A 20,806-nucleotide genomic window follows, 5' to 3' on the forward strand; every position below is an offset into this window, starting at 1 on the left:
CCACGTTGGAGCCGTCGATGCTGCACGCTCATCTCACCACCCTCAACGCGGTGTCGCTGGTGCTCAACACCTTCAAGGCCGAAGGCCAGGACAGCGAGGCGTTGCTTGCGGGCAGCGGCATCTGTGCGGCGGACTTGAGCCGCGCCGACACGCGCATCACCACCAATCAGGAAATGCGCGTGTGCGCCAACGCCGTGGCCCTGCGTCGCGATGTCGGCCTGGAGCTGGGCCGCCAGATGCATGTGTCGGCCTACGGCATGCTGGGTTACGCGCTGCTCACCAGTGCCACCTTCGGTGACGCTTTGCGCCTGGCGCTGCGTTATCCAGCGCTGTTGGGAACACTCTTCGAACTGAGCCTTGAAGAAGAGGGCGAGCGCATCTGGTTCACTGCCAGTGGCTACCGGGAAAACCCGACGCTGGAGACGTTCAACGTCGAACTGTGCCTGGCGTCGCTGAAAGTGATCTGCGACGACCTGCTCGGCCAGCCCCTGCCGCTGCTCGCCGCACGCTTCGAACATGACGCCCCGGACTACCGCGCGCGCTATGCGGAACGTTTCCCCTGCCCGCTGCAATTCCAGGCCACCGCCAATGCTTTCGCATTCGACAGGCACTGGCTCGAACAGCCGCTGCCCCTGGCTGACGCGATTACCCACCGGGCCATGGCCGAACGCTGCCGCAAACACAACCTGGAGTTCACCGGGCGCCAGGCTTGGCTGGGCAGGATTCGCCAACTGCTCACCACTCAGCTCCACGCCGCGCCCGGCGTGGAGGGCTTGGCCACGCAAATGAACTGTTCAGCGCGAACCTTGCGCCGGCACTTGCATGACCTGGGTTGCAGCTACCAGGACCTGCTCGACGAGTTGCGCTTCGAGCGTGCCAAGCAACTGTTGGCGCAAGACCAATGGCCGATCTACCGGATTGCCGAGGCGCTGGGCTTCAGCGAGACGGCCAGCTTCCGGCACGCATTTGTGCGCTGGAGCGGCGTGGCGCCGAGCCAATTTCGCGCATGACGCCCCACGGAGGGGCGAATTGCGGACAGATAATTTGGCCGTATTTATCCCCTTTTGGCCGCTCCTGCCGTTCTCATAAACCGCGTCCGCCGCAAGACTGCATGCACCGACACAGCCTGCGGAGAACAACAAATGCTGACGATCTACTCGGACGATCACCACCTGCACCACGGCCGTTGTGAACTGATGGACGGGCAACTGATGCCCTGCTTCGAGATGCCTTCGCGTGCCGACCACGTGCTGCAACGGGTCAAAGACCGCGAACTGGGCCCGGTCCACGGGCCGCGGGACTTCGGCCTGGCGCCGCTGCAACGGGTCCACAGCCACGCCTACCTCGACTTCTTCCAGGGGGCCTGGCAACGCTGGACCGAATTCGGCCAGGACGGCGACCTGTTGCCCTACACCTGGCCCGCCCGCACCCTGCGCCGGGTATTGCCCGCCAGCCTGCACGGCCAGCTCGGCTACTACAGCTTCGACGGCGGCGCGCCGATTACCGCCGGCACCTGGCAAGCCGCCTACAGCGCGGCGCAAGTCGCCCTCACGGCCCAGGCTGCCATCCAACAAGGCGCCCACAGTGCCTTCGCCCTGTGCCGCCCGCCGGGGCACCATGCCGCCAGCGACTTGATGGGCGGCTACTGCTATCTCAACAATGCCGCCATTGCCGCCCAAGCCTTCCTCGATCAAGGCTGCAAGCGCGTCGCGATCCTCGATGTGGATTACCACCACGGCAACGGCACCCAGTCGATTTTCTATGAACGCAGCGATGTGCTGTTCACCTCGATCCACGGCCACCCCGAAGCGGAGTTTCCGTTTTTCCTCGGCTATGCCGATGAACTGGGCGAAGGCGCAGGCACTGGCTTCAACTTCAACTACCCCTTGCCGGCCGGTTCAGGCTGGGAACGCTGGAGCGCTGCCCTTGAAGAGGCTTGCACAGAAATTGAGCGCTATGGCGCCGACATCGTTGTCGTTTCGCTGGGGGTGGACACGTTCAAGCACGACCCCATCTCGCAATTCAAACTCGACAGCCCGGACTACCTGGCGATGGGCGCGCGCATTGCGCACTTGGGCAAGCCGACGCTGTTCGTGATGGAAGGCGGCTACGCCGTCGAAGAAATCGGCATCAATGCCGTCAACGTTCTCGAAGGTTTTGAGGGGGCTGCCCAATGAAGATGCTCAAGTCACTCGTGCTGTGCGCCGCCGTTATCAGCGGCATGGTCCACGCTGAAGAAAAAACCCTGCGAGTCTACAACTGGTTCGACTACATCACGCCCAAGGCACTGGAAGACTTCAAGGCACAGAACCCCAACCTCAAGCTGGTGTACGACATCTTCGACACCAACGAAGCCCTGGAAGCCAAGCTGCTCACCGGCAACTCCGGGTATGACGTGGTGGTGCCGTCCAATGTGTTCCTGGCCAAGCAGATCGAAGCCGGGGTGTTCCAACCACTGGACCGCAGCCAACTGCCGAACTGGAACCACCTCGATCCCAAGCTGATGAAGCTGATCGAGGCCAATGACCCCGGCAATAAATTCGCCGTGCCCTATATGTACGGCACCATCCTGATCGGCTTCAACCCGGACAAGGTCAAGGCCGCGCTGGGCGCCGATGCGCCGGTGGACAGCTGGGACCTGATCTTCAAGGAAGAGAACATCAGCAAGCTCAAACAATGCGGCGTCGCACTGCTCGACTCGCCGTCCGAGATCCTGCCGCTGGCCCTGCAGCACCTGGGCCTGGATCCCAACAGCCGCAACCCCAAGGACTATGACAAAGCCGAAGCGCTGCTGCTGAAGATCCGTCCCTACATCACCTACTTCCACTCCTCCAAATACATGGCGGATATCGCCAATGGAGACATCTGCGTGGCCGTCGGTTATTCCGGCAGCTTCTCCCAGGCTGCCAACCGCGCCAAGGAAGCCAAGAACGGCGTGACCGTTGACATGCGCCTGCCCAAGGAAGGGGCACCGATCTGGTTCGACATGCTCGCCATTCCCAAGGGGGCGAAGAACCCGCAAGACGCCTACACCTTTATCAACTACCTGCTGCAACCGCAGGTGATCGCGCCGATCAGCGATTTTGTCGGCTACCCCAACCCCAACAAGGACGCCACCGAACAGGTCGACCCCTCGATTCGCAACAACCCCAACCTGTACCCGACTGAGGCGGCGATGGCCACGCTCTATACGCTCAAGCCGCTGGGGCGTGACGCTGAACGCGCCCGCACGCGGGCCTGGACCAAGATCAAGTCCGGGACATAACGCAGGCATCGGAGGGCAATGCAAAGGGGTGGTAAGTCGTTGAAGGTACTCGACAGTTAGTTACCACCCTGGGCGAACCGCTCCTCGATAAGTTCTGACACACGGATGTTTTCCGCCTGATCAGGACTGCCCACATGAACGATGTTGTTTCACCCGAAAACAGCGAAATACTGACCCAACTGAGCTCCGGCCCTTCCGTGCGTGAAGTGGCCTCGGCCACCCTGCGCCAGGCCTTGGACGAGATGTACCCGGAACTGGAAATCAACCCGGACCTGGCCACGGTGTATCAACCCCAATGGTATCCGGTGGATGACACAATCCTCCCGGGCAAGCCGCACACCGAAACCCTCACGAGCGCACTGGCGCGCAGTGCCTTTTCCGGCGAGCCGGTGACCTATCTGGACCGTGAACACTATCTGGCCTATCGCTCGACGGGTAAACCGCAAGCGCACCTGCCCGTCAGAATCGACGCGATTGCCCGGCTGATCAACGAGCTGGCGCCGCTGATGTTTGTCGCCTACCAGGAACAGCAGATGGAATTCTGGAACCAAAGCGACGGCAGGGGCCCGCGCTGGCGAGCCTTGGCCCAGGCATTGCGTAATGCCTGGAATGTGCAGGAAGTCGACGGCTGGGACGCCGACGACTGCGCCATTGCCCGCACGGTGTTTCATTACCCCGATTACGTCGAGCGCCAGCCCCGCGACAAATATGGAACGCGGGCCTACCTGGTGGACATCGATATGCAGGATGGTGCAGCCAACCAGCATATTAACGTCACGGCAGTTGCCGTACTGATCGCCAGCCACGGCGACCGGTCCATCATCCTCAGCTACTCGATCATCGACGGGTACAGAAAATTCGTCGACACCCAGGCGCTCGGCGAATCACTGCAGGCATGCATTGGCAACTCATCCGGTGAAACCCTGAACTGGCGGCTGCTGGAGCCAGACGGTGATTTTTTCGAACACCAGGCCTGCAGTTTGATTGGCCTGCAAGTCGAGGCCATTGGCTCGCTCGGTTTTTTAACCGCTGAACCCCAGGACCTGCTGTCCCTGAAAGAAGGCAGCACAGAAGCTGCCCAACTCCTGCGGCTCGATCAGTCGCATATGGGCCATATCCGACGCGCCTTACCGCAATGGTTGCTGCAAGCCTCGCAGGCCGATCAATCGGCTTACGGGCGCTACATGATCGACCTCGCCAATCAGAACGCCCGGGACGAGGGAAAAACCTTCATGGACGGCCTGCCGACTATCACCGATTTTACGCGCCAGGCCCTGAAGGCATTGCTCACCCGGGATCACCCCGAGGCCACCGGCCTGGACCCTGAGCACATTGTAATAACGGTCACCAGCCAAGTGATCTGGGGCACGGTCACGATACCTGGCAGGACGCAAACCGAGACATTCAGCCTGGTTGAATTGGCCTTGCAAAACCTGATCGCGCTCCCGCTGGGAAACAAAACCGTGAGCTACAAAAGTGGGCGCCCGACACCCGCCTGGCTGACGCCCACCTATGTGGAACAACTGGTCACCCAGGCGAATATCGGCCAAAGCTACCCGGCGCAGGTCAACACGCAGTTATTGACCAACACCGAACAAGCCTTGAAGCGTCAACAGTTGTACCGCGGGCAGCTACGCCTGCAACTACCCTTGCTGGCCTTGCAGTACAAAATCCGCGACCAGTTCAACATTGATGAACAGGGTTATCGCTATGTGCGCGCGGCGATGGCCACCCATGCGCAGGAACGCCGGGTGGATGGCGATGAAGTGGTCATTCGCCCCTTGGCGCTACGCCCAAAGTGGCGTGTGCTAGGCGGTGCGGACACCGTCGACAACATGTTTATCATCGGGCCGCAGGAGCCGAAAAACGGCCCATGCCTCTTGTATCGACCGCTTTCCGACGCGCCTTTGATGCAATTCCCGTCATTGGCCAACCTGCTTTATGCGATCAAGCAAGACACACCATTGCGCCAATCAGTACTCGCGTGGCTTCCCGATGCCGTACGTTCGGACTACGCCCAGTTCGTCTTCCCCGGTAGCGTGCCTTCGCCCTGGATACTCCCCACGCTGCTCAGCGAGCCGGTGAGTTCATTGGTGATGAGTGGTCCCATCGAATTCAGTACCCAGGCCCTGAGCACAGATCCCTTCACTGAACTTTACAACGCTAACGCCCGTGCCCTGGTGACCTTGGCCGACCGCCAGTCAGTCTCCAATGCCGAAGCTCGCTGGGAGAGCCTGAAGCACGCGGGCTGGCTGATTCTCAATAATGCGTTGCCATTCCTGGGCCGAACCGTGGGTGCCGCGGCCTGGATCTGGCAAATCATGGACGATATCCAGCACATCATCGATGCCGAGGCGAGCGGCGACCGCCCGGCCAGCACCTCGGCGCTGGTGGATGCGTTCCTGACCCTGGGCCTGGTCCTGGCCCTGCAGATCAGCCTCCAGCACGCGCCGACACGCACACTTGAAAAGCCCGCCCTGGCACCCGAGCCGCCGCTACGGCGCAAACCTGTGTTCATTCAAAAACCCACCGTCAGCACCGCCGACCTGACCCCAACCCATGAACCGATACTGCGCAGCAGCGGTGCATTGACCCGTGGCCGCCTCAGCCTGGCCAAGCTGCTGGACAGCTTCAGCCTGCCCAAACCCGAAGGGTTGGCGGCCCAAACCGTCACGCCTGGGCCCCACCTGCACCTGTATGCCAAGGGCCAAGCATGGTACGCCCCTGTAGGGGAGCGTTGGTTTGAGGTGACCATCGACGAAAATGACGCGGTGATGATTATCGACCCCAAGGACCCGCGACGGGAGGGGCCATCCTTGATCAACAACCGCCTGGGGCAGTGGTTTGTCGACACCCGGCTGCGGCTGCGGGGCGGCGGGCTGCGTAGCCGACGCAAGAAAGGCGAGCGCCTGAGGCCGCCGAAAATCCACGAGTTACGCGAACAACTGGAGGCTTTCGACTCCCGGACCATGCAGCGGCGCGAGCAAATCATTGAGTCCCAGAGAGCCATCGACGCGGCAACACCCGCCGATCGTGAAGCCGCCAGCACCGCCTTCCTCACACAGGTTTCCACACGCCTGAGTGAGTTGGACGTGCCGATCGCCCAGCTGAAATCGTTGAACCTGCTCGATAGCGTGCCCAATTACCAGGAGGCCATGCTCGAATACCTGGACGAGCAGATGATACTGGCGCGAAGCGCCACGGCCGAACAGCTGGAGCGTTTTCAGGAGAGCTTGAACACGGCCTCTCAATTCCTGGACGATCCCGAGCCGTCAGATACACAAGCAGCGCTGGAAGACTGCCGCGCCATCGACCTGCAGGCCCAGGACTTGATCAATCGCTTCAGTGACCTGCACTCGCGTTTCAACGAGGCCCGCGCCCTGGGCGAGAAGGGTGTGATGCGGGCTCAACACAATGAAAAGCTATTACCCAAGATAGAACTGGAGAATCTCAAGGCCTTCAGGATCACCTTGTCGCGTTTCCTATGTATTAAGGAGAACGCCCCGGCCGGCTCAGCGACCGCCCGTGCGGTCGTCAACCAGATCGTCGAAAAAACCGAACTGGCGGTACAGAGCCTCTGCGAAACCTTGCAACCAGATACCCCGGTTCCGCTGGATGACCAGATCGAAGCCCTCGATAGCCTGGTGGAACAGTTCACCAGCCTGGACCAAAGCCTGGCCGACTTACCGGCTGACTTTCCCGATGATGTGCATCGGCCTGCCCTTGGAGACCTGCGAGCGCTCACCGAGGAGTTCTCCCAGCGCGCGGTCAAACGCTTGACGGCATTGCTGCGCCAGCGAAAAGCCTGGGAGTCGCACGTGGCGGGCCCGTCCAGGCCCGTGCCGAGGCCGCAGAAAAAGGTGATCAAGACCCGCTTCCAGGGCGTGGTGGTAGGAGAAGAGCGCGCGCCATTAAGTGGCGAATCCACTCCCCTGGTGGAGGTGAAGCAACCGCTGACCGGCAAAGTGATTGCCTTGTTTCATGAAAAGGAACCGGGGGTGTGGGTGGAGCACGAGCGCCCGAGCGCGCCATCGACACACACCATGCCACGCACCGTGAGCGCCGCCATTGCCAGCGGCCAGACGTTGCTCGACGAGATGGAGCCCTTCATCGAGCGCACCAAGGGCCTGGCCAGTGACACACGCCGGTTGCCCGTGGAAATCGAAGAGCGTTTCCACCGCCAGATCAAACAGTTGGAACAGGCCGGCCGTGATATCGAGGAGGCATTGACCGCCAGCAACCTGACTGAAAGCGGGGCTCCGTCGGCAGCCCTGATCAATCGTAATCTCGATACGGCGGTCAAGCGCCTCTATGACGAGGGACGCCGGCTTAAGCTCACCATGCTCAAGCAGCGGCCACCGACAGCCGCCCATGTCGAACTGCTGTACCGCGAAAAAGAGATCGTTATCAAACCGTTGCCCGGCTCACGCAGCAAGCTCTCCGGGCGCAACAAAGGCTATTTGAAGGAGTACGAGATTCTCGACACGCAAAGCTCGAATGCACTGTGGTATGCCCACTTTCACTATAAAGAGCTGGTAGGTCCCGAAGAGGCTTACACCGCCGCACACCTCAAGACCAAGGCGCAGCGACGCTTGGGTGGCAAGTACCAGACACCGACCAGAACCGACGACCACGAGAGCATCGCCGTGTACCGCAGCGAAATAGGCCCTCACCTGGCCCGTTTACTGTTCTTCACACAGCCCGCTCCGTCGGTGCCCGCGCCCTGACGGCGGCTGGCAATGCCAGGCCTTGTAGAGACGCGCCAGGGCCTGTGCGATATCCGCCTGCGGCACCGCGGCAAACCCCAGCACCAGCCCGGCCCGCAGGTCCGGTGGCGTGCTGGAGTCGGGCAGCCAATAGCTGCTCAAGCCGTTGACCTCCACCGCTACCGCACGAGCCTGCGCCACCAACTGTTGTTCACGGGCCAGGCTGTCCACCCGCACGGTAAGGTGCAGGCCCGCTGCGACATTCGGCAGGCCGCTCACCCCCTCGAGTCCGCTCGGCCATCCGTTCAGCAGCGCATTACGCCGGCTGAGGGCGGCGCGGCGCATGCGGCGGATATGGCGTTGGAAATGGCCCGCCGCCATGAACTCGGCCATCACCGCCTGGGTGCTGACCTCTGAGTGCCGCACATCCACGGCACGACGCCGAGCAAACGCATCGACCAAGGTTGGCGGCAATACCAGGTAGCCCAAGCGCAATGCCGGAAACGCGACTTTGCCGAAGGTGCCCACATACAGCACGCGCCCGCTACGGTCCAACGCCGCCAGCGGCGACAGGGGCGCGCCGCTGTAGCGATACTCGCCGTCATAGTCGTCCTCGACGATCCAGCCACCGCTGCGTTCCGCCCAGGCCAGCAACTCCAGGCGTCGGGCCAGGCTCATGACCACACCCAGGGGGTACTGGTGGGACGGAGTGACATAGGCCAGACGGCAGTCGATGAGGCGGCTCAACGCCGCGCAATCAATGCCCTCCCCGTCCACCGCCACGCCATGCAAACGCCCACCGGCAAGCGCAAAGGCATGCCCGGCCGCGCGGTAACCTGGGTTTTCAACCGCGACCCCATCGCCAGGCGCCACCAGCAACTGTGCACAAAGGCTGATTGCCTGCTGCGCGCCACTGGTGATCACAATTTGCTCAGCCGTGCACTGCAAGCCTCGGGAGGTGCGCAAGTAGGCAGCGATCAACCCGCGCAGTCGTTCATCCCCCGCCGGGTGGCCGTAACACAGGTGTTCTAAGTTCGGCTTGCGCCAGAAAGCCGCATTCAGCTTGGCCCAGACATCGAAAGGGAACAGATCGAATGCAGGCACCCCCACTCGAAATGCCCGAGGTGGCCCCACAGGCGGCAGGGGTAAATGATTGGTTTCAAGGCGTCCCATGGCCGGGCTGTGGATAACTTTTTCGGCCGCTGAAGGCGCTTTTTGAAGGTCATTTGTGGATAACCCTGGGGATAAGCCTGTTGAAAACCCTGTGGATAGTTTTGTGGATAGTTTTTTTGAGGTGGGCAGTTGCGCCACATAAGTGCCGTCGCCGACCCGGCTCTCAATAAACCCCTCGGCATAGAGCTGATCGTAGGCGCGCACCACACTGTTGCGAGAAATCGACAGCGCCGCCGCCAGGTCACGGCTGGCGGGCAACCGCGTGCCACTGACCAGACGACCGTCCAGCACCCGTTGGCGCAACGCTTCGTACAGCTGGCGTGTCAGCCCTTGGCGGCGATCCAGCTCAATGCCGGCTGGGTTGAACGATAACGGCGGCGCACTGGATGACATGCTGGACTCTCGCGAATTGGACCTATGAAATTGGCCCTAGATGGCTCTTACAACGAACCATTAGCCTGCCTAGGATGCAGGCATTCGCCAAGGAATATTTCCATGTACACACCCCGCGCCTTTGTTCTCGACGATTTGCCCGAACTGCAGCAACTGATCCAGCACACCCGCCTGGCGCAGTTGGTGACCTTTGGTGAGCAAGGCCTGCAAGCCAGCCACCTGCCGCTGTTGATCAACCCCGACGAAGGCCCCAACGGCACACTCTACGGGCACTTGGCCAAAGCCAATCCCCAGTGGCACGACCTGCAAAATGGCAGCGATGCGCTGGTGATCTTTGCCGGCGCAGACGCCTACATCAGCCCGGCGTTTTACCCAGCGAAAGCCGAGCACGGCAAAGTGGTGCCCACCTGGAATTACATCGCGGTGCATGCCTATGGCAAGGCCGAGGTATTCACCGACGCCGAACGTGTGCTCGCCGTGGTCACCGCGCTGACCGATCGTCATGAAGGCAACCGCCCCCAGCCATGGAAAGTCAGCGACGCCCCGGCCGACTACATTGACGGCATGCTCAAGGCCATTGTTGCCTTCGCCCTGCCGATCGAGCGCCTGGTCGGCAAACGCAAACTCAGCCAGAACCGCAGCGCGGCGGATATCGCCGGCGTGCAGGCGGGCCTGGCCACCAGTGTCGACGTGCGCGACCAGACCCTCGCCCGCTTTATGCCTCCAGGAACGCCAGAATGAGCCAGATCGATATCCGCCCCGTTACCGCCGCCGACCACGCCGCCTGGCTGCCGCTGTGGCAAGCGTACTTGAAGTTCTACAACACCGAACTGCCGGACGCCGTGAGCCAGAACACCTGGCAACGCCTGATCGATCCCCAGGAGCCAACCCATTCAGCCCTGGCCTGGCAAGACGGCAAGGCCGTGGGCATGGTCAACTTCATCTACCACCGCTCCAACTGGAGCATCGAGAATTCCTGCTACCTGCAAGACTTGCTGGTGGACCCGGCCCAACGGGGTACGGGTGTCGGCCGCAAGCTGATCGAATTCGTCTACACCACCGCCAAGGCCGATGGTTGCTGCAAGGTGCATTGGCTGACCCACGAGACCAATGCCACCGCGATCCAGCTCTACGAGCGCATCGCCGAACGCCCTGGTTTCATCCAATTTCGCAAAGGTCTTTAAGGAGCGCAGCATGCCCACTTCTCTCGCCGACTGGAAAGGCGCCCCGGCGCCCACCGTTCAACTGCTCGAAGGGCGCTTCATCCGCCTGGAGAAACTCGACCCGGCCCGCCATGGCGACGATCTGTTCAACGCCCTGCAAGGTCCCGGCGCCGATCCCAAGCTGTGGGACTATCTGCCCTATGGCCCCTTCCCCGAGCGCAGCGCCTTCAATGACTGGCTGAACAACCATGCTGCGCACAGCGACCCCTATTTTTTCAGCGTGATCGACCGTGCGACCGGCCAGGTCCAAGGCATCCTCAGCCTGATGTCCATCGTCCCGGAGCATGGCCGCATCGAAATCGGCCACGTGACCTTCGGCGCCCCGATGCAACGCTCGCCAAAAAGCACCGAGGCGGTGTACCTGCTGGCCAAGTACGCCTTTGACCAGGGCTATCGCCGCCTGGAATGGAAGTGCAACAACGCCAACGACCGCTCCAAATACGCGGCCGAACGGTTGGGCTTCAGTTTTGAAGGGGTGTTTCGCCAGCATACGGTGGTCAAGGGCAAGAACCGGGACACCGCGTGGTATTCGATCATCGACTCGGAATGGCCAACCGTTGGGGCGGGGTTTGAAGCGTGGTTGTCGCAGGCGAACCAGGCAGGTTCAGGCCAATTGAAAAGCCTGGCGGAGTGTCGCCGCCAGGCTCTTTAAACGGTTAAGCCAGCTTCTGGGCCAACACCGCAATATGCTCCGGCCCGATCCCGCAGCAACCGCCCAGGTGGCTGGCGCCGCGCGCCTGCCAGTCGGCGGCCCAGTGCAGGTAGCCGGGCGGGTCGAGATCATCACGCAGCGGGTCGAGGCCGTCGTTGGCCGTGGCCTCCTTGGGTTGCGGCGGGAACGCATTGGCGTAGGCGCCGATCTGGATCGCCACGCCCAAGCGTTCGAAGGTCTGGCGCGCCGCATCGATCGCCGCGCCAATCACTTCAGGTTGGCTGCAATTGAACAGCAGGACCTCCACCCCCAGTTGTGCCGCCGCTTCGGCCGCGTCTACCACCGGTTCGCCAGAGCGCAGGCGCGGGACTTCGTCGGTGTCTTCATCCTTCAAGGTAAATGACAGCCAGAACGGTTTCCCATCCCGCGGCAGACCGGCATGGATGGCCCGCGCCTCGACGATCGAACTCTGGGTTTCCGCCAGCCACAGGTCAACGTGGGGAGCCAGGCCCTGCACCAGTGGCGTCAGCAACTCGTTGACTCGGTCGGCCTCAAACAGGTCTGGCCGATAAGAACCAAACAGCGGCGGCAATGAGCCTGCCACGCGTACGGCCTGGCCGGAAGCCTCCACCGCGCGCTGCGCCAACTCACCTGCCAGCGCCGCCAGGGCCTGGCCCTCGGCGGCAAACCGGGCTTCGCCGATATGAAACGGCACAACGGCATAGCTGTTGCTGGTGATCACATTGGCGCCGCTCTGGATGTAAGCCGCATGCACCGCCTCCACGGCCTGGGGAGCTTCACTCAACGCCAGCGCTGACCACTCCGGCTGCCGAAACGGCGCGCCTCGGCGTTGCAGTTCGCGGCCCATGCCACCATCGAGAATTACTGTGCGTGTTGCGGGCATATGCTTTTTACTCATAAGCTTATGAAAATAACTCACTATGAGAGTCGTTCTTATAACTATTTAATACGTACACTTCGGTTCATCACAACCTCTTTTTTATTTAGGTGTCGCCCTTGAAACTAAAACCGCTCCTGGCCTTGGGCCTAACGATTCTGGCTGCCTCCACCCAAGCCTTCGGCGGTGCGACTCTGGACCGGGTTGAACAGAAGAAAGAACTGGTGGGGGTGCTGATGGAAAGCTACCCGCCTTTCTCGTTCCTCAACGAACAAAACCAACTCGATGGTTTTGACGTCGATGTGGCGAAGGCCGTGGCGCAAAAACTGGGCGTGAAACTGCGCCTGGAAACCCCTTCCTGGGACGTCATTGCCGCCGGCCGCTGGAGCGGGCGCTATGACATTTGCATCTGCTCGATGACCCCAAGCAAGGCCCGCGCCGAAGTGTTCGACTTCCCGGTGGAGTACTACGCCTCGCCTGCGGTGATCGTGGTCAACGCCCAGGATGAGCGCATCCACGGCGCCAAGGACTTGAGCGGCAAAAAAGTCGGCCTCACCAGCGCCTCCAGTTACGAAAGCTACCTGAACAAAAACCTGGTGATCGAAGGCGCCGAAGACACGCAACTGCAGTACCCCTTCGAGAACGTCCAGATCGCCCCGTACGATACCGATAACGTGGCCTTCCAGGACCTGGGCCTGGGTGCCGGCGTACGCCTGGACGCCATCCTGACCAACCTGGTCACCGCCCAACCACGCCTGAACCAGGACAAACGCTTCAAGCTTGCCGGCGAACCGCTGTACGCCGAACCCAACTCGGTGGCCATCGAAAAAGGCGACCCGCAGTGGGACGCCAAAGTGCGTGAGGTCTTTGCGCAGTTGAAGCAGGACGGCACCTTGAGCCAGCTGTCGAAGAAATGGATTGGCGCCGACATCAGCCAATGACCGCGTTCCCCACTCCTCCCAAGCCACCCGTGACCGAGTCGCGACGCCAGCGACTCCTGGGTTTTCGTACGCGCCTGTACCTGACCTGGGCCGCGCTGTTTTGCCTGTTCGCCAGTTTTTTCCTGAGCTTTGACCTGAAGTTCTCGATCATCCTCGACAAGCTGCCCAACCTGGTTGGCGTGCACCTGGCGCCCAACGGTTTTCTGCAAGGCGCGGCGCTGACGGTATTCCTGTGCCTGTGCTCGATCGTGGCATCGTCGATACTGGGTTTCATCACTGCGCTGGGGCGTCTGTCGAAAAGCGCCGTGGCCTTTGGCATTGCGAGTTTTTACGCCTCGTTCTTTCGGGGTACGCCGTTGCTGATCCAGATCCTGCTGATCTATCTGGGACTGCCGCAACTGGGCCTGGTACCGGGCGCCATCGTCGCCGGGATCATCGCGCTGTCGCTGAACTATGGCGCCTACCTGAGCGAGATTTTCCGCGCCGGCATCCTCGGGGTACCCCATGGCCAACGGGAAGCAGCCCTGGCCCTGGGCATGCGCGACAGTGCGATCTTCTGGCATGTCACCCTGCCCCAGGCCATGCGCACGATCATTCCGCCCGCCACCAACCAATTTATCTCGATGCTCAAGGACTCGTCCCTGATCTCAGTGATGGGGGTATGGGAAGTGATGTTCCTGGCCCAATCCTATGGTCGCTCCAGCTATCGCTACATCGAGATGCTCACCACTGCAGCGATCATCTATTGGGTGATGTCCCTCGGGCTGGAGCTGATCCAGGCGCGCATGGAGCGGCATTACGGCAAGGGCTACGTACGACGGACCTAGTCATCCCTTTTGCGACGCACCTTGACCACGCCCATCTGCAAACCAAAGGGGCGGAACACGGCGTTCAGCGATTTCAAGGTTTGATTGCCTTCGCCATGCTCGATATGCACCAGGGTACGCACGGATATCTTGCACATCTGCGCGAACTGGCTCTGGTGCAGGCCTGTGACTTCGGTACGCAGGCGGCGTACGGCGTCGCCTATTTCGAGCGAACCGTCAGACAAGCCCTGCTCGATGCTTTCAATCACTTGTGCACGCTGACTGAGCGAGAGACTCATTGGAGAAAGGCCGGCGCGTGCTTGGGTGTCTCCTGTGACCAGTTCAATGGCACCCTTACACTCACCGCCTTGGCAAAAAGGGTATCCATCTCGTCCAGGTGATCGACCAGGTAGGTGGACTCGTAGCCAAAACGGCAGGGGCTTGCAAAACCTTTATCAGGCTCGGAAAACTCAAGCGTCATCGCATCCTGCCAATGACCGGCATCGAATATCTGCAAGGTAAGCCTGTAGGCATTGTCCATACGCAACTAAATGCACCTCGAGGTAATTGACCGGCCTGATAAACGCAACATAGTGCATAAATCTGACTGTAGCAGCAGACGAAGCGCAATATAATGCAATCAAAGCGCTAAAGTTGGACCCTTAGCTGCATTAAAATGCATATCTATCAAGGTCCCGTACACCATCGTTCGGTCAAAACAGATCCGTTTTTAATCGCCCTGAACTAGAGACAACTCCCGCAAACCAGCGGTCGATGGCCTGACAGTTATCGCCCCGCCATCTCGCTAAATTCCCGGCCTCACTTATCAGAGGTCAGGAATTCATGCCCTTTACACTCCAGAAACTCACGCGTGCGGTCATCCTCGCCATTGGTATTGCCAGCGCTCCCCTCGCCCAGGCGCAAACAGGCACACCTTATCAGTTCGAACTGCTTGTGCCTGACTACGACGACTATGACGATTACGACGAATGGATGTCGGCCCCGATCGAGCAAGCCACTCCCCTCGACGGCTACCTGACTCGCCAAGCCACGACCCTTAATGGCCTACGGGTGGCCCAGGTGCTGGAGCCTGCCTTGATTCGGTTACTGGAATCCGGCGAGCTGACCTCAGAGCAGATCAAAGAGTTGGAAAGCTTCAATGAGGCATTGATGCAGCAGCCCGGAGGGGTCGGTGCGGCCCTTGAACAATTGGCCGGCAGCCAGAATGCCAACCTGGCGGCGGCGACCCAGAACATCACACAGCAACTGGGCAGCCAATTGCTGTCGACCCTGCGCGCCCTGCCCACCAATGACGACGCTCATGTCTGGGTACAGGGACTGGGCCAAGACGGCCGCCTCGACAAACAAGGCGGCAGTGCGGGCCTGAAGTACGCCAACCGAGGCCTGCTGACAGGCGCCGACTGGGCACTGGACCACGCCTGGCGGATCGGCGTAATGGGCGCAAAATCCACCAGCCGCCTCGACGCCCAGCGTTTTTCCGCCGACCTGGACAGTTGGCACCTGGGCGGTTATGCCGTGCACCAGGACGGCCCGCTGGGCCTGCGCCTGGGAGCGATCTATAGCCGCCACGCCGGGCAGAACAAACGCAGCGTCCAGTTGCTCGATAACAAACAGCAACTCAAGGGCGACTACAAAGCCCAGAGCCAAACCCTGTTCTCGGAAGTGGGCTATCAGTTGGGCAGCGCGGACTTGAGTATCGAGCCCTTCGGCGGCCTTGGCTATCAACGCTATCACCGCGACCGGTTCCAGGAAAAAGGTGGCCTGGCGGCACTGAACGTTGGCTCACAAACCCAGCAAAACCTGAACAGCACCCTGGGCCTGCGCCTGGCGAGCCAGTATCGGTTCGATAACCAGGTCAGGCTCATCCCCCATATCAGCGCCGATTGGAAACGCCTCTATGGCAAGGTCGACAGCCGCGTCCGCCAGTCCTACCGCTACATGCCGTTCGCGATTGACGACTTCACCCTGGTCGGCGCTTCCCTGGACCGCAACAGCCTGAACTGGCAGGCCGGGCTGGACCTCGCGCTGTCGCCGCAACACACCGTCGGCTTGGCCTACCAGGGGGAAGCGGGCACCAACAGCCACAGCCAGGGCCTGATGGGGCAATGGCAAATGAGGTTTTAACCTCATGAAACCGAGGAACATTCCCTCATAGCGTTGTTATCAGGCCTGACAGCCGCCGGCTACGTTACTGGCTACATTCCGGTCTCCTACACTTGCGAGGCCGGAAATTATGTCGTCGATCTTCCCGTACATCCCTTCCGTCGGTGCCCTGATGGGGTATGGCATACACACACTGGCGCAATCCATATCGCAGACGCCGCCTGGCACCGCCGCGGGTACCCGCCAGGACAAGCCGGCCGGCCGCACAGACATCGCCGCTGCGCTCAATGATCAACCTGCGATCAAGCCCGACGCCCGGTTCAGCTCGGCAACCATCACACTCAACAATGGCAATGGCCTGGACATCGACAACGCCGCCAGGCTGCTTATCCCTAGTGCTCCAGCCGGCACTGCAACCTCGTTGCGCGGCATCGAGATTATCAACAGCGCGACGGCCAAAACCGTTGGCGAGCGCAACGGCTTCACCAGCACCGGCCTGGCACCGGTGTGGCTCGAAAACCACGGCAGCATCACCGGCAAGAATGGCGCCGGGGTAAGGCTGGAAGGCGACCAGGATGATGAAGTGGTCAACGCCGGCTTGATCATTGGCAGCCATGGCGTAGCGCTGAGCATGGGGGGCGGCAACGATATGCTCATCGTCCGCAGCGGTGGGCGCTTCGAAGGTGTGGTTGACGGGGGCAGTGGCACCAACCAGGTAATTCTGGACGATGCCAGGGGCGGCACATTCGATGGTGCCCGCCAGATGCAGCATCTGTGGGTGGGCTCTGGCAACTGGACCCTCACAGGTGAAGTCCCGGTCAATCAGCAAGGTGCGGTCTACAGCGGTGCAACCCTGGTCAACCAGAGCAAAATCGGCGGTTCCATGACCGTCCAACCTGACGCCACCTACGCCGGCGGCACCGTGGCCAACCTTGAGGTCGCGGGAACATTGCGGCTGGATCCAGCCACCCACGTCGAGCAGGACCTGCGCATGCGACATGGCTCGACGCTGGCCCTGACGCTGGGCGCAGACCAAACCCATACCCCCTCGAACATTGGCAACACCGCCGACCTGCGCGGGGCGACGCTGGCTATCCACGTCGAAAACGAAAACGATGCGCTGCTCTCGCAACCCTTGCCGCTCCTCAGCGCCAAGCACGTCGAAAGCCCGTTCGCCGGCATCACCAGCAACTTGAAGACCCTGGTCCCTACGCTGACTTATCGCCCTGACGGCGTCTTCGTCACCTTCAAACGCAATGATCCCACCGCCTGAGTACCAAATCGCGGACAAAAAAAAGGGGGGCACCTGCCCCCCCGAGGATTAAGCGGTAGTGTCGAAGGCTAGGGATCAGCCTTCGATTTCAATCAGGATTTCGCCCGGGTTGACCCGGTCGCCCTTGGTCACGTGAACCGCAGCCACCTTGCCGGCAATCGCAGCCTGCACTTCGGTTTCCATCTTCATGGCTTCGGTAATCAACACGGCCTGGCCGGCCTTGACCACGTCACCAACCTTGACCAGCACGTCTACGATATTGCCCGGCATCGCCGTGCTCACATGACCCGGCTCGGTGGCTTGCTTGCGCTTGCTGCTGCCGCCGCTGACAAACTCGTTGAGCGGTTCGAACACCACTTCTTCAGGCATGCCGTCGATGGACAGGTAGAAATGGCGCTTGCCTTCAGCCTTCACGCCAACACCGGTGATGTCCACGCGGTAGCTCTCGCCGTGCACGTCGATGACGAACTCGGTCGGTACGCCTTCGCCACCGGCACGGGCCACGCCGCCTGCTTCGGGGATCGGCAACAGCACTTCCGGGGTGAGGGTGCCGGCGTCGCGCTCTTCGAGGAATTTGCGACCGATGTCCGGGAACATGGCGTAGGTCAGCACGTCTTCTTCAGACTTGGCCAATGTGCCGATTTCACCGCGCAGCTTGGTCATTTCCGGCTTGAGCAAATCGGCCGGGCGCACGTCGATCACGTCTTCGCTGCCGATGGCCTGGCGGCGCAACTTCTCGTTCACCGTGCCCGGCGCCTTGCCGTAGCCGCCTTGCAGGTACAACTTCACTTCGTTGGTGATGGTCTTGTAGCGCTCGCCGGCCAGCACGTTGAAGAACGCCTGGGTGCCGACGATCTGCGAAGTCGGGGTGACCAACGGCGGGAAGCCGAGGTCCTCACGCACCCGAGGAATTTCAGCCAGCACTTCCCCCATGCGGTTGAGCGCGCCCTGCTCCTTGAGCTGGTTGGCCAGGTTGGAAATCATCCCGCCCGGCACCTGGTTGACTTGCACGCGGGTATCGACGGCGGTGAATTCGCTCTCAAACTGGTGGTACTTCTTGCGCACCGCGTAGAAGTACAAACCAATTTCCTGCAGCAATTCCAGGTCGAGCCCTGTGTCGAACTCGCTGCCTTTAAGGGCGGCGACCATCGACTCGGTACCTGGGTGGCTGGTGCCCCAGGCGAAGCTGGAGATCGCGGTGTCGATATGGTCGGCACCGTTTTCGATGGCCTTGAGTTGGCACATCGCGGCCAAACCCGCCGTGTCGTGCGAGTGGATGAACACCGGCAGGTTCTGCTCGGCTTTCAGCGCCTTGACCAGTTCGCCCGTGGCGTACGGGGTCAGCAGGCCGGCCATGTCCTTGATCGCCACCGAGTCGCAGCCCATGGCTTCCATTTGCTTGGCCTGGGCCACAAAGGCGTCGATGGTGTGCACCGGACTGGTGGTATAGGCGATGGTGCCCTGGGCATGCTTGCCGGCGGCCTTGACCGCTTCAATGGCCACGCGCAGGTTACGCACGTCATTCATGGCGTCGAAGATGCGGAACACGTCGATGCCATTCACGGCGGCCTTGGCGACGAAGGCCCTGACCACGTCGTCGCTGTAGTGGCGGTAGCCCAGCAGGTTCTGGCCACGCAGCAGCATTTGCAGGCGCGTGTTAGGCAATGCGGCGCGCAGTTTACGCAGGCGTTCCCACGGGTCTTCCTTCAAAAAGCGCACACAGGCATCGAAGGTCGCGCCGCCCCAGACTTCCAGGGACCAGTAGCCGACTTTGTCGAGCTTGTCGCAGATCGGCAGCATGTCGTCGGTGCGCATGCGTGTCGCCAGCAACGATTGGTGAGCGTCGCGCAGGATGGTGTCAGTAACGAAGATTTTCTTGCTCATTATTATGTTCCTCACAGGCCTGCGTGGGCGGCGATGGCGGCGGCGATGGCCAGGGCCAGCTCTTCGGGTTTGCGCTTGATCGAGTAGTTGGTCAGCTCAGGATGGCTTTCCACAAAACTGGTGTTGAACTGGCCGCTGCGGAATTCCGGGTTGCGCAGGATTTCCTGATAGTAAGCGGCGGTGGTCTTCACGCCTTGCAGGCGCATGTCATCCAGGGCACGCAGGCCGCGGTCCATGGCTTCTTCCCAGGTCAACGCCCACACCACCAGTTTCAGGCACATGGAGTCGTAGAACGGCGGGATGGTGTAGCCGGTATAGATCGCCGTGTCGGTGCGCACGCCGGGGCCGCCGGGCGCGTAGTAACGGGTGATCTTGCCGAAACTGGGCAGGAAGTTGTTTTTCGGGTCTTCGGCGTTGATACGGAACTGCAACGCGAAACCACGGTGCTGGATGTCTTCCTGCTTCACCGACAGCGGCAGGCCCGAGGCGATGCGGATCTGCTCGCGGACAATGTCGATCCCGGTGATTTCTTCGGTGATGGTGTGTTCCACCTGCACCCGGGTGTTCATCTCCATGAAGTACACCTCGCCCTCGGCGAGCAGGAACTCCACGGTGCCGGCGTTTTCGTAGCCCACAGCCTTGGCCGCGCGCACCGACAGGTCGCCGATATAGGCGCGCTGTTCCGGGGTCAACTGCGGGCTCGGGGCGATTTCGATAAGCTTTTGGTTGCGGCGCTGGATCGAGCAATCGCGCTCGAACAGGTGCACCACATTGCCAAAGCTGTCACCGAGGATCTGCGCCTCGATATGCTTGGGATTGACGATGCATTTTTCCAGGAACACTTCCGCCGAACCGAACGCCTTGGTGGCTTCGGAGATCACGCGGGGGAAGGCTTGTTCGAGTTCTTCGCGGCTGTTGCAACGACGGATGCCGCGACCGCCACCACCGGAGGTGGCCTTGAGCATCACCGGGTAACCGATACGGTCGCCTTCAGTGAGGGCTTCGGCGATATCGGCGACATTGCCTTCAGTGCCGGGCGTGACCGGTACGCCGGCCTTGATCATGCTGCGGCGCGCTTCGGTCTTGTCACCCATACGGCGAATCACTTCAGCCGAAGGACCAATGAATTTGATCCCACGTTCGGCACAAATGTCTGCCAGTTCGGCGTTTTCCGACAGGAAGCCGTAGCCGGGGTGCAAGGCATCACAGCCGGTTTCCACCGCCAGGTTCACCAGCTTGCGCGGGTTCAGGTAGCCGGACAGGGGCTCGGCACCGATGCTGTGGGCCTCGTCGGCACGCTTGACGTGCAACGCATGGCGGTCGGCGTCGGAATAGACCGCGACCGAGCGAATGCCCATCTCGGCGCAAGCACGCACGATTCGTACGGCAATTTCACCACGGTTGGCGATCAGGATCTTTTTTATCACTTGGAAATTCCCTTGAGCCGATTGCTGCGTTCTTCGACCCG

The 20,806-nt window shown here is 61.2% G+C and carries 17 protein-coding genes; 11 read left to right on the plus strand and 6 right to left on the minus strand.

Annotated elements, in window-relative coordinates:
* The first annotated feature begins 17 nt into the window (after positions 1 to 17).
* From AB7933_RS00515 to AB7933_RS00530, 4 genes are all read left to right on the plus strand, one after another.
* On the plus strand, positions 18 to 1,010 hold the full coding sequence (locus AB7933_RS00515) for an AraC family transcriptional regulator (RefSeq protein WP_024078165.1): 993 nt from the start codon (positions 18 to 20) through the stop codon (positions 1,008 to 1,010).
* Between the two features lie 132 nt (positions 1,011 to 1,142).
* Positions 1,143 to 2,177 (plus strand): histone deacetylase family protein, encoded by a 1,035-nt coding sequence (locus AB7933_RS00520; RefSeq protein ID WP_024078166.1) that lies wholly within the window; start codon positions 1,143 to 1,145, stop codon positions 2,175 to 2,177.
* The gene (locus tag AB7933_RS00525) at positions 2,174 to 3,265 is read left to right on the plus strand and encodes a polyamine ABC transporter substrate-binding protein (RefSeq protein WP_024078167.1); all 1,092 of its coding nucleotides are present in this window, start codon (positions 2,174 to 2,176) and stop codon (positions 3,263 to 3,265) included. Before AB7933_RS00520 ends, AB7933_RS00525 begins: the two co-directional genes overlap by 4 nt.
* Before the next feature lie 134 nt (positions 3,266 to 3,399).
* Complete coding sequence (locus AB7933_RS00530; RefSeq protein ID WP_024078168.1) at positions 3,400 to 7,992, plus strand: dermonecrotic toxin domain-containing protein; 4,593 nt, start codon at positions 3,400 to 3,402, stop codon at positions 7,990 to 7,992.
* Here the strand turns inward: AB7933_RS00530 and AB7933_RS00535 are convergent.
* Complete coding sequence (locus AB7933_RS00535; protein WP_024078169.1) at positions 7,948 to 9,537, minus strand: PLP-dependent aminotransferase family protein; 1,590 nt, start codon at positions 9,535 to 9,537, stop codon at positions 7,948 to 7,950. The genes AB7933_RS00530 and AB7933_RS00535 overlap by 45 nt on opposite strands.
* 102 nt (positions 9,538 to 9,639) lie before the next feature.
* On the opposite strand from AB7933_RS00535, the gene AB7933_RS00540 reads away from it, so the two are divergent.
* The 3 genes from AB7933_RS00540 to AB7933_RS00550 are packed head-to-tail and all read left to right on the plus strand — an operon-like array spanning position 9,640 to position 11,412.
* Positions 9,640 to 10,278: an FMN-binding negative transcriptional regulator gene (locus AB7933_RS00540; protein WP_024078170.1), complete on the plus strand. Its 639-nt coding sequence runs from the start codon at positions 9,640 to 9,642 to the stop codon at positions 10,276 to 10,278.
* Complete coding sequence (locus tag AB7933_RS00545; protein ID WP_024078171.1) at positions 10,275 to 10,721, plus strand: GNAT family N-acetyltransferase; 447 nt, start codon at positions 10,275 to 10,277, stop codon at positions 10,719 to 10,721. The genes AB7933_RS00540 and AB7933_RS00545 overlap by 4 nt, the downstream gene beginning before the upstream one ends.
* A gap of 10 nt (positions 10,722 to 10,731) precedes the next feature.
* A complete protein-coding gene (locus AB7933_RS00550; protein WP_024078172.1) occupies positions 10,732 to 11,412 on the plus strand; it encodes a GNAT family N-acetyltransferase in 681 nt (226 codons plus the stop codon).
* Positions 11,413 to 11,416: 4 nt separating this feature from the next.
* Here AB7933_RS00550 and AB7933_RS00555 read toward each other — a convergent pair whose 3' ends face one another.
* Positions 11,417 to 12,316 carry a homocysteine S-methyltransferase family protein gene (locus AB7933_RS00555; protein WP_024078173.1) on the minus strand — a complete coding sequence of 300 codons (900 nt, stop codon included), beginning with the start codon at positions 12,314 to 12,316 and terminating at the stop codon, positions 11,417 to 11,419.
* A 113-nt stretch (positions 12,317 to 12,429) separates the two neighbouring features.
* Here AB7933_RS00555 and AB7933_RS00560 point away from each other — a divergent pair, with 113 nt between their 5' ends.
* Together AB7933_RS00560 and AB7933_RS00565 are read left to right on the plus strand one after the other, a co-directional pair.
* Complete coding sequence (locus tag AB7933_RS00560) at positions 12,430 to 13,251, plus strand: ABC transporter substrate-binding protein (protein WP_024078174.1); 822 nt, start codon at positions 12,430 to 12,432, stop codon at positions 13,249 to 13,251.
* Positions 13,248 to 14,078: an amino acid ABC transporter permease gene (locus AB7933_RS00565; protein ID WP_024078175.1), complete on the plus strand. Its 831-nt coding sequence runs from the start codon at positions 13,248 to 13,250 to the stop codon at positions 14,076 to 14,078. Before AB7933_RS00560 ends, AB7933_RS00565 begins: the two co-directional genes overlap by 4 nt.
* Here the strand turns inward: AB7933_RS00565 and AB7933_RS00570 are convergent.
* Positions 14,075 to 14,356, minus strand: a complete 282-nt coding sequence (locus AB7933_RS00570; protein WP_024078176.1) for a helix-turn-helix domain-containing protein — start codon at positions 14,354 to 14,356, stop codon at positions 14,075 to 14,077. The genes AB7933_RS00565 and AB7933_RS00570 overlap by 4 nt on opposite strands.
* Positions 14,353 to 14,598, minus strand: a complete 246-nt coding sequence (locus AB7933_RS00575; protein WP_024078177.1) for a hypothetical protein — start codon at positions 14,596 to 14,598, stop codon at positions 14,353 to 14,355. Before AB7933_RS00575 ends, AB7933_RS00570 begins: the two co-directional genes overlap by 4 nt.
* A 302-nt stretch (positions 14,599 to 14,900) precedes the next feature.
* On the opposite strand from AB7933_RS00575, the gene AB7933_RS00580 reads away from it, so the two are divergent.
* A complete protein-coding gene (locus tag AB7933_RS00580; RefSeq protein ID WP_024078178.1) occupies positions 14,901 to 16,202 on the plus strand; it encodes an autotransporter outer membrane beta-barrel domain-containing protein in 1,302 nt (433 codons plus the stop codon).
* A gap of 109 nt (positions 16,203 to 16,311) precedes the next feature.
* Positions 16,312 to 17,454: a hypothetical protein gene (locus AB7933_RS00585; RefSeq protein ID WP_024078179.1), complete on the plus strand. Its 1,143-nt coding sequence runs from the start codon at positions 16,312 to 16,314 to the stop codon at positions 17,452 to 17,454.
* 75 nt (positions 17,455 to 17,529) lie between these two features.
* On the opposite strand, the gene oadA is transcribed toward AB7933_RS00585, so the two are convergent.
* Together oadA and AB7933_RS00595 are read right to left on the minus strand one after the other, a co-directional pair.
* Complete coding sequence (oadA, locus tag AB7933_RS00590; protein WP_024078180.1) at positions 17,530 to 19,338, minus strand: sodium-extruding oxaloacetate decarboxylase subunit alpha; 1,809 nt, start codon at positions 19,336 to 19,338, stop codon at positions 17,530 to 17,532.
* An 11-nt stretch (positions 19,339 to 19,349) separates the two neighbouring features.
* A complete protein-coding gene (locus AB7933_RS00595) occupies positions 19,350 to 20,765 on the minus strand; it encodes an acetyl-CoA carboxylase biotin carboxylase subunit (protein ID WP_024078181.1) in 1,416 nt (471 codons plus the stop codon).
* Between the last annotated feature and the right edge of the window lie 41 nt (positions 20,766 to 20,806).

The organism is Pseudomonas gorinensis (genome assembly GCF_042015035.1).
GTDB classification, from domain to species: Bacteria; Pseudomonadota; Gammaproteobacteria; order Pseudomonadales; family Pseudomonadaceae; genus Aquipseudomonas; species Aquipseudomonas gorinensis.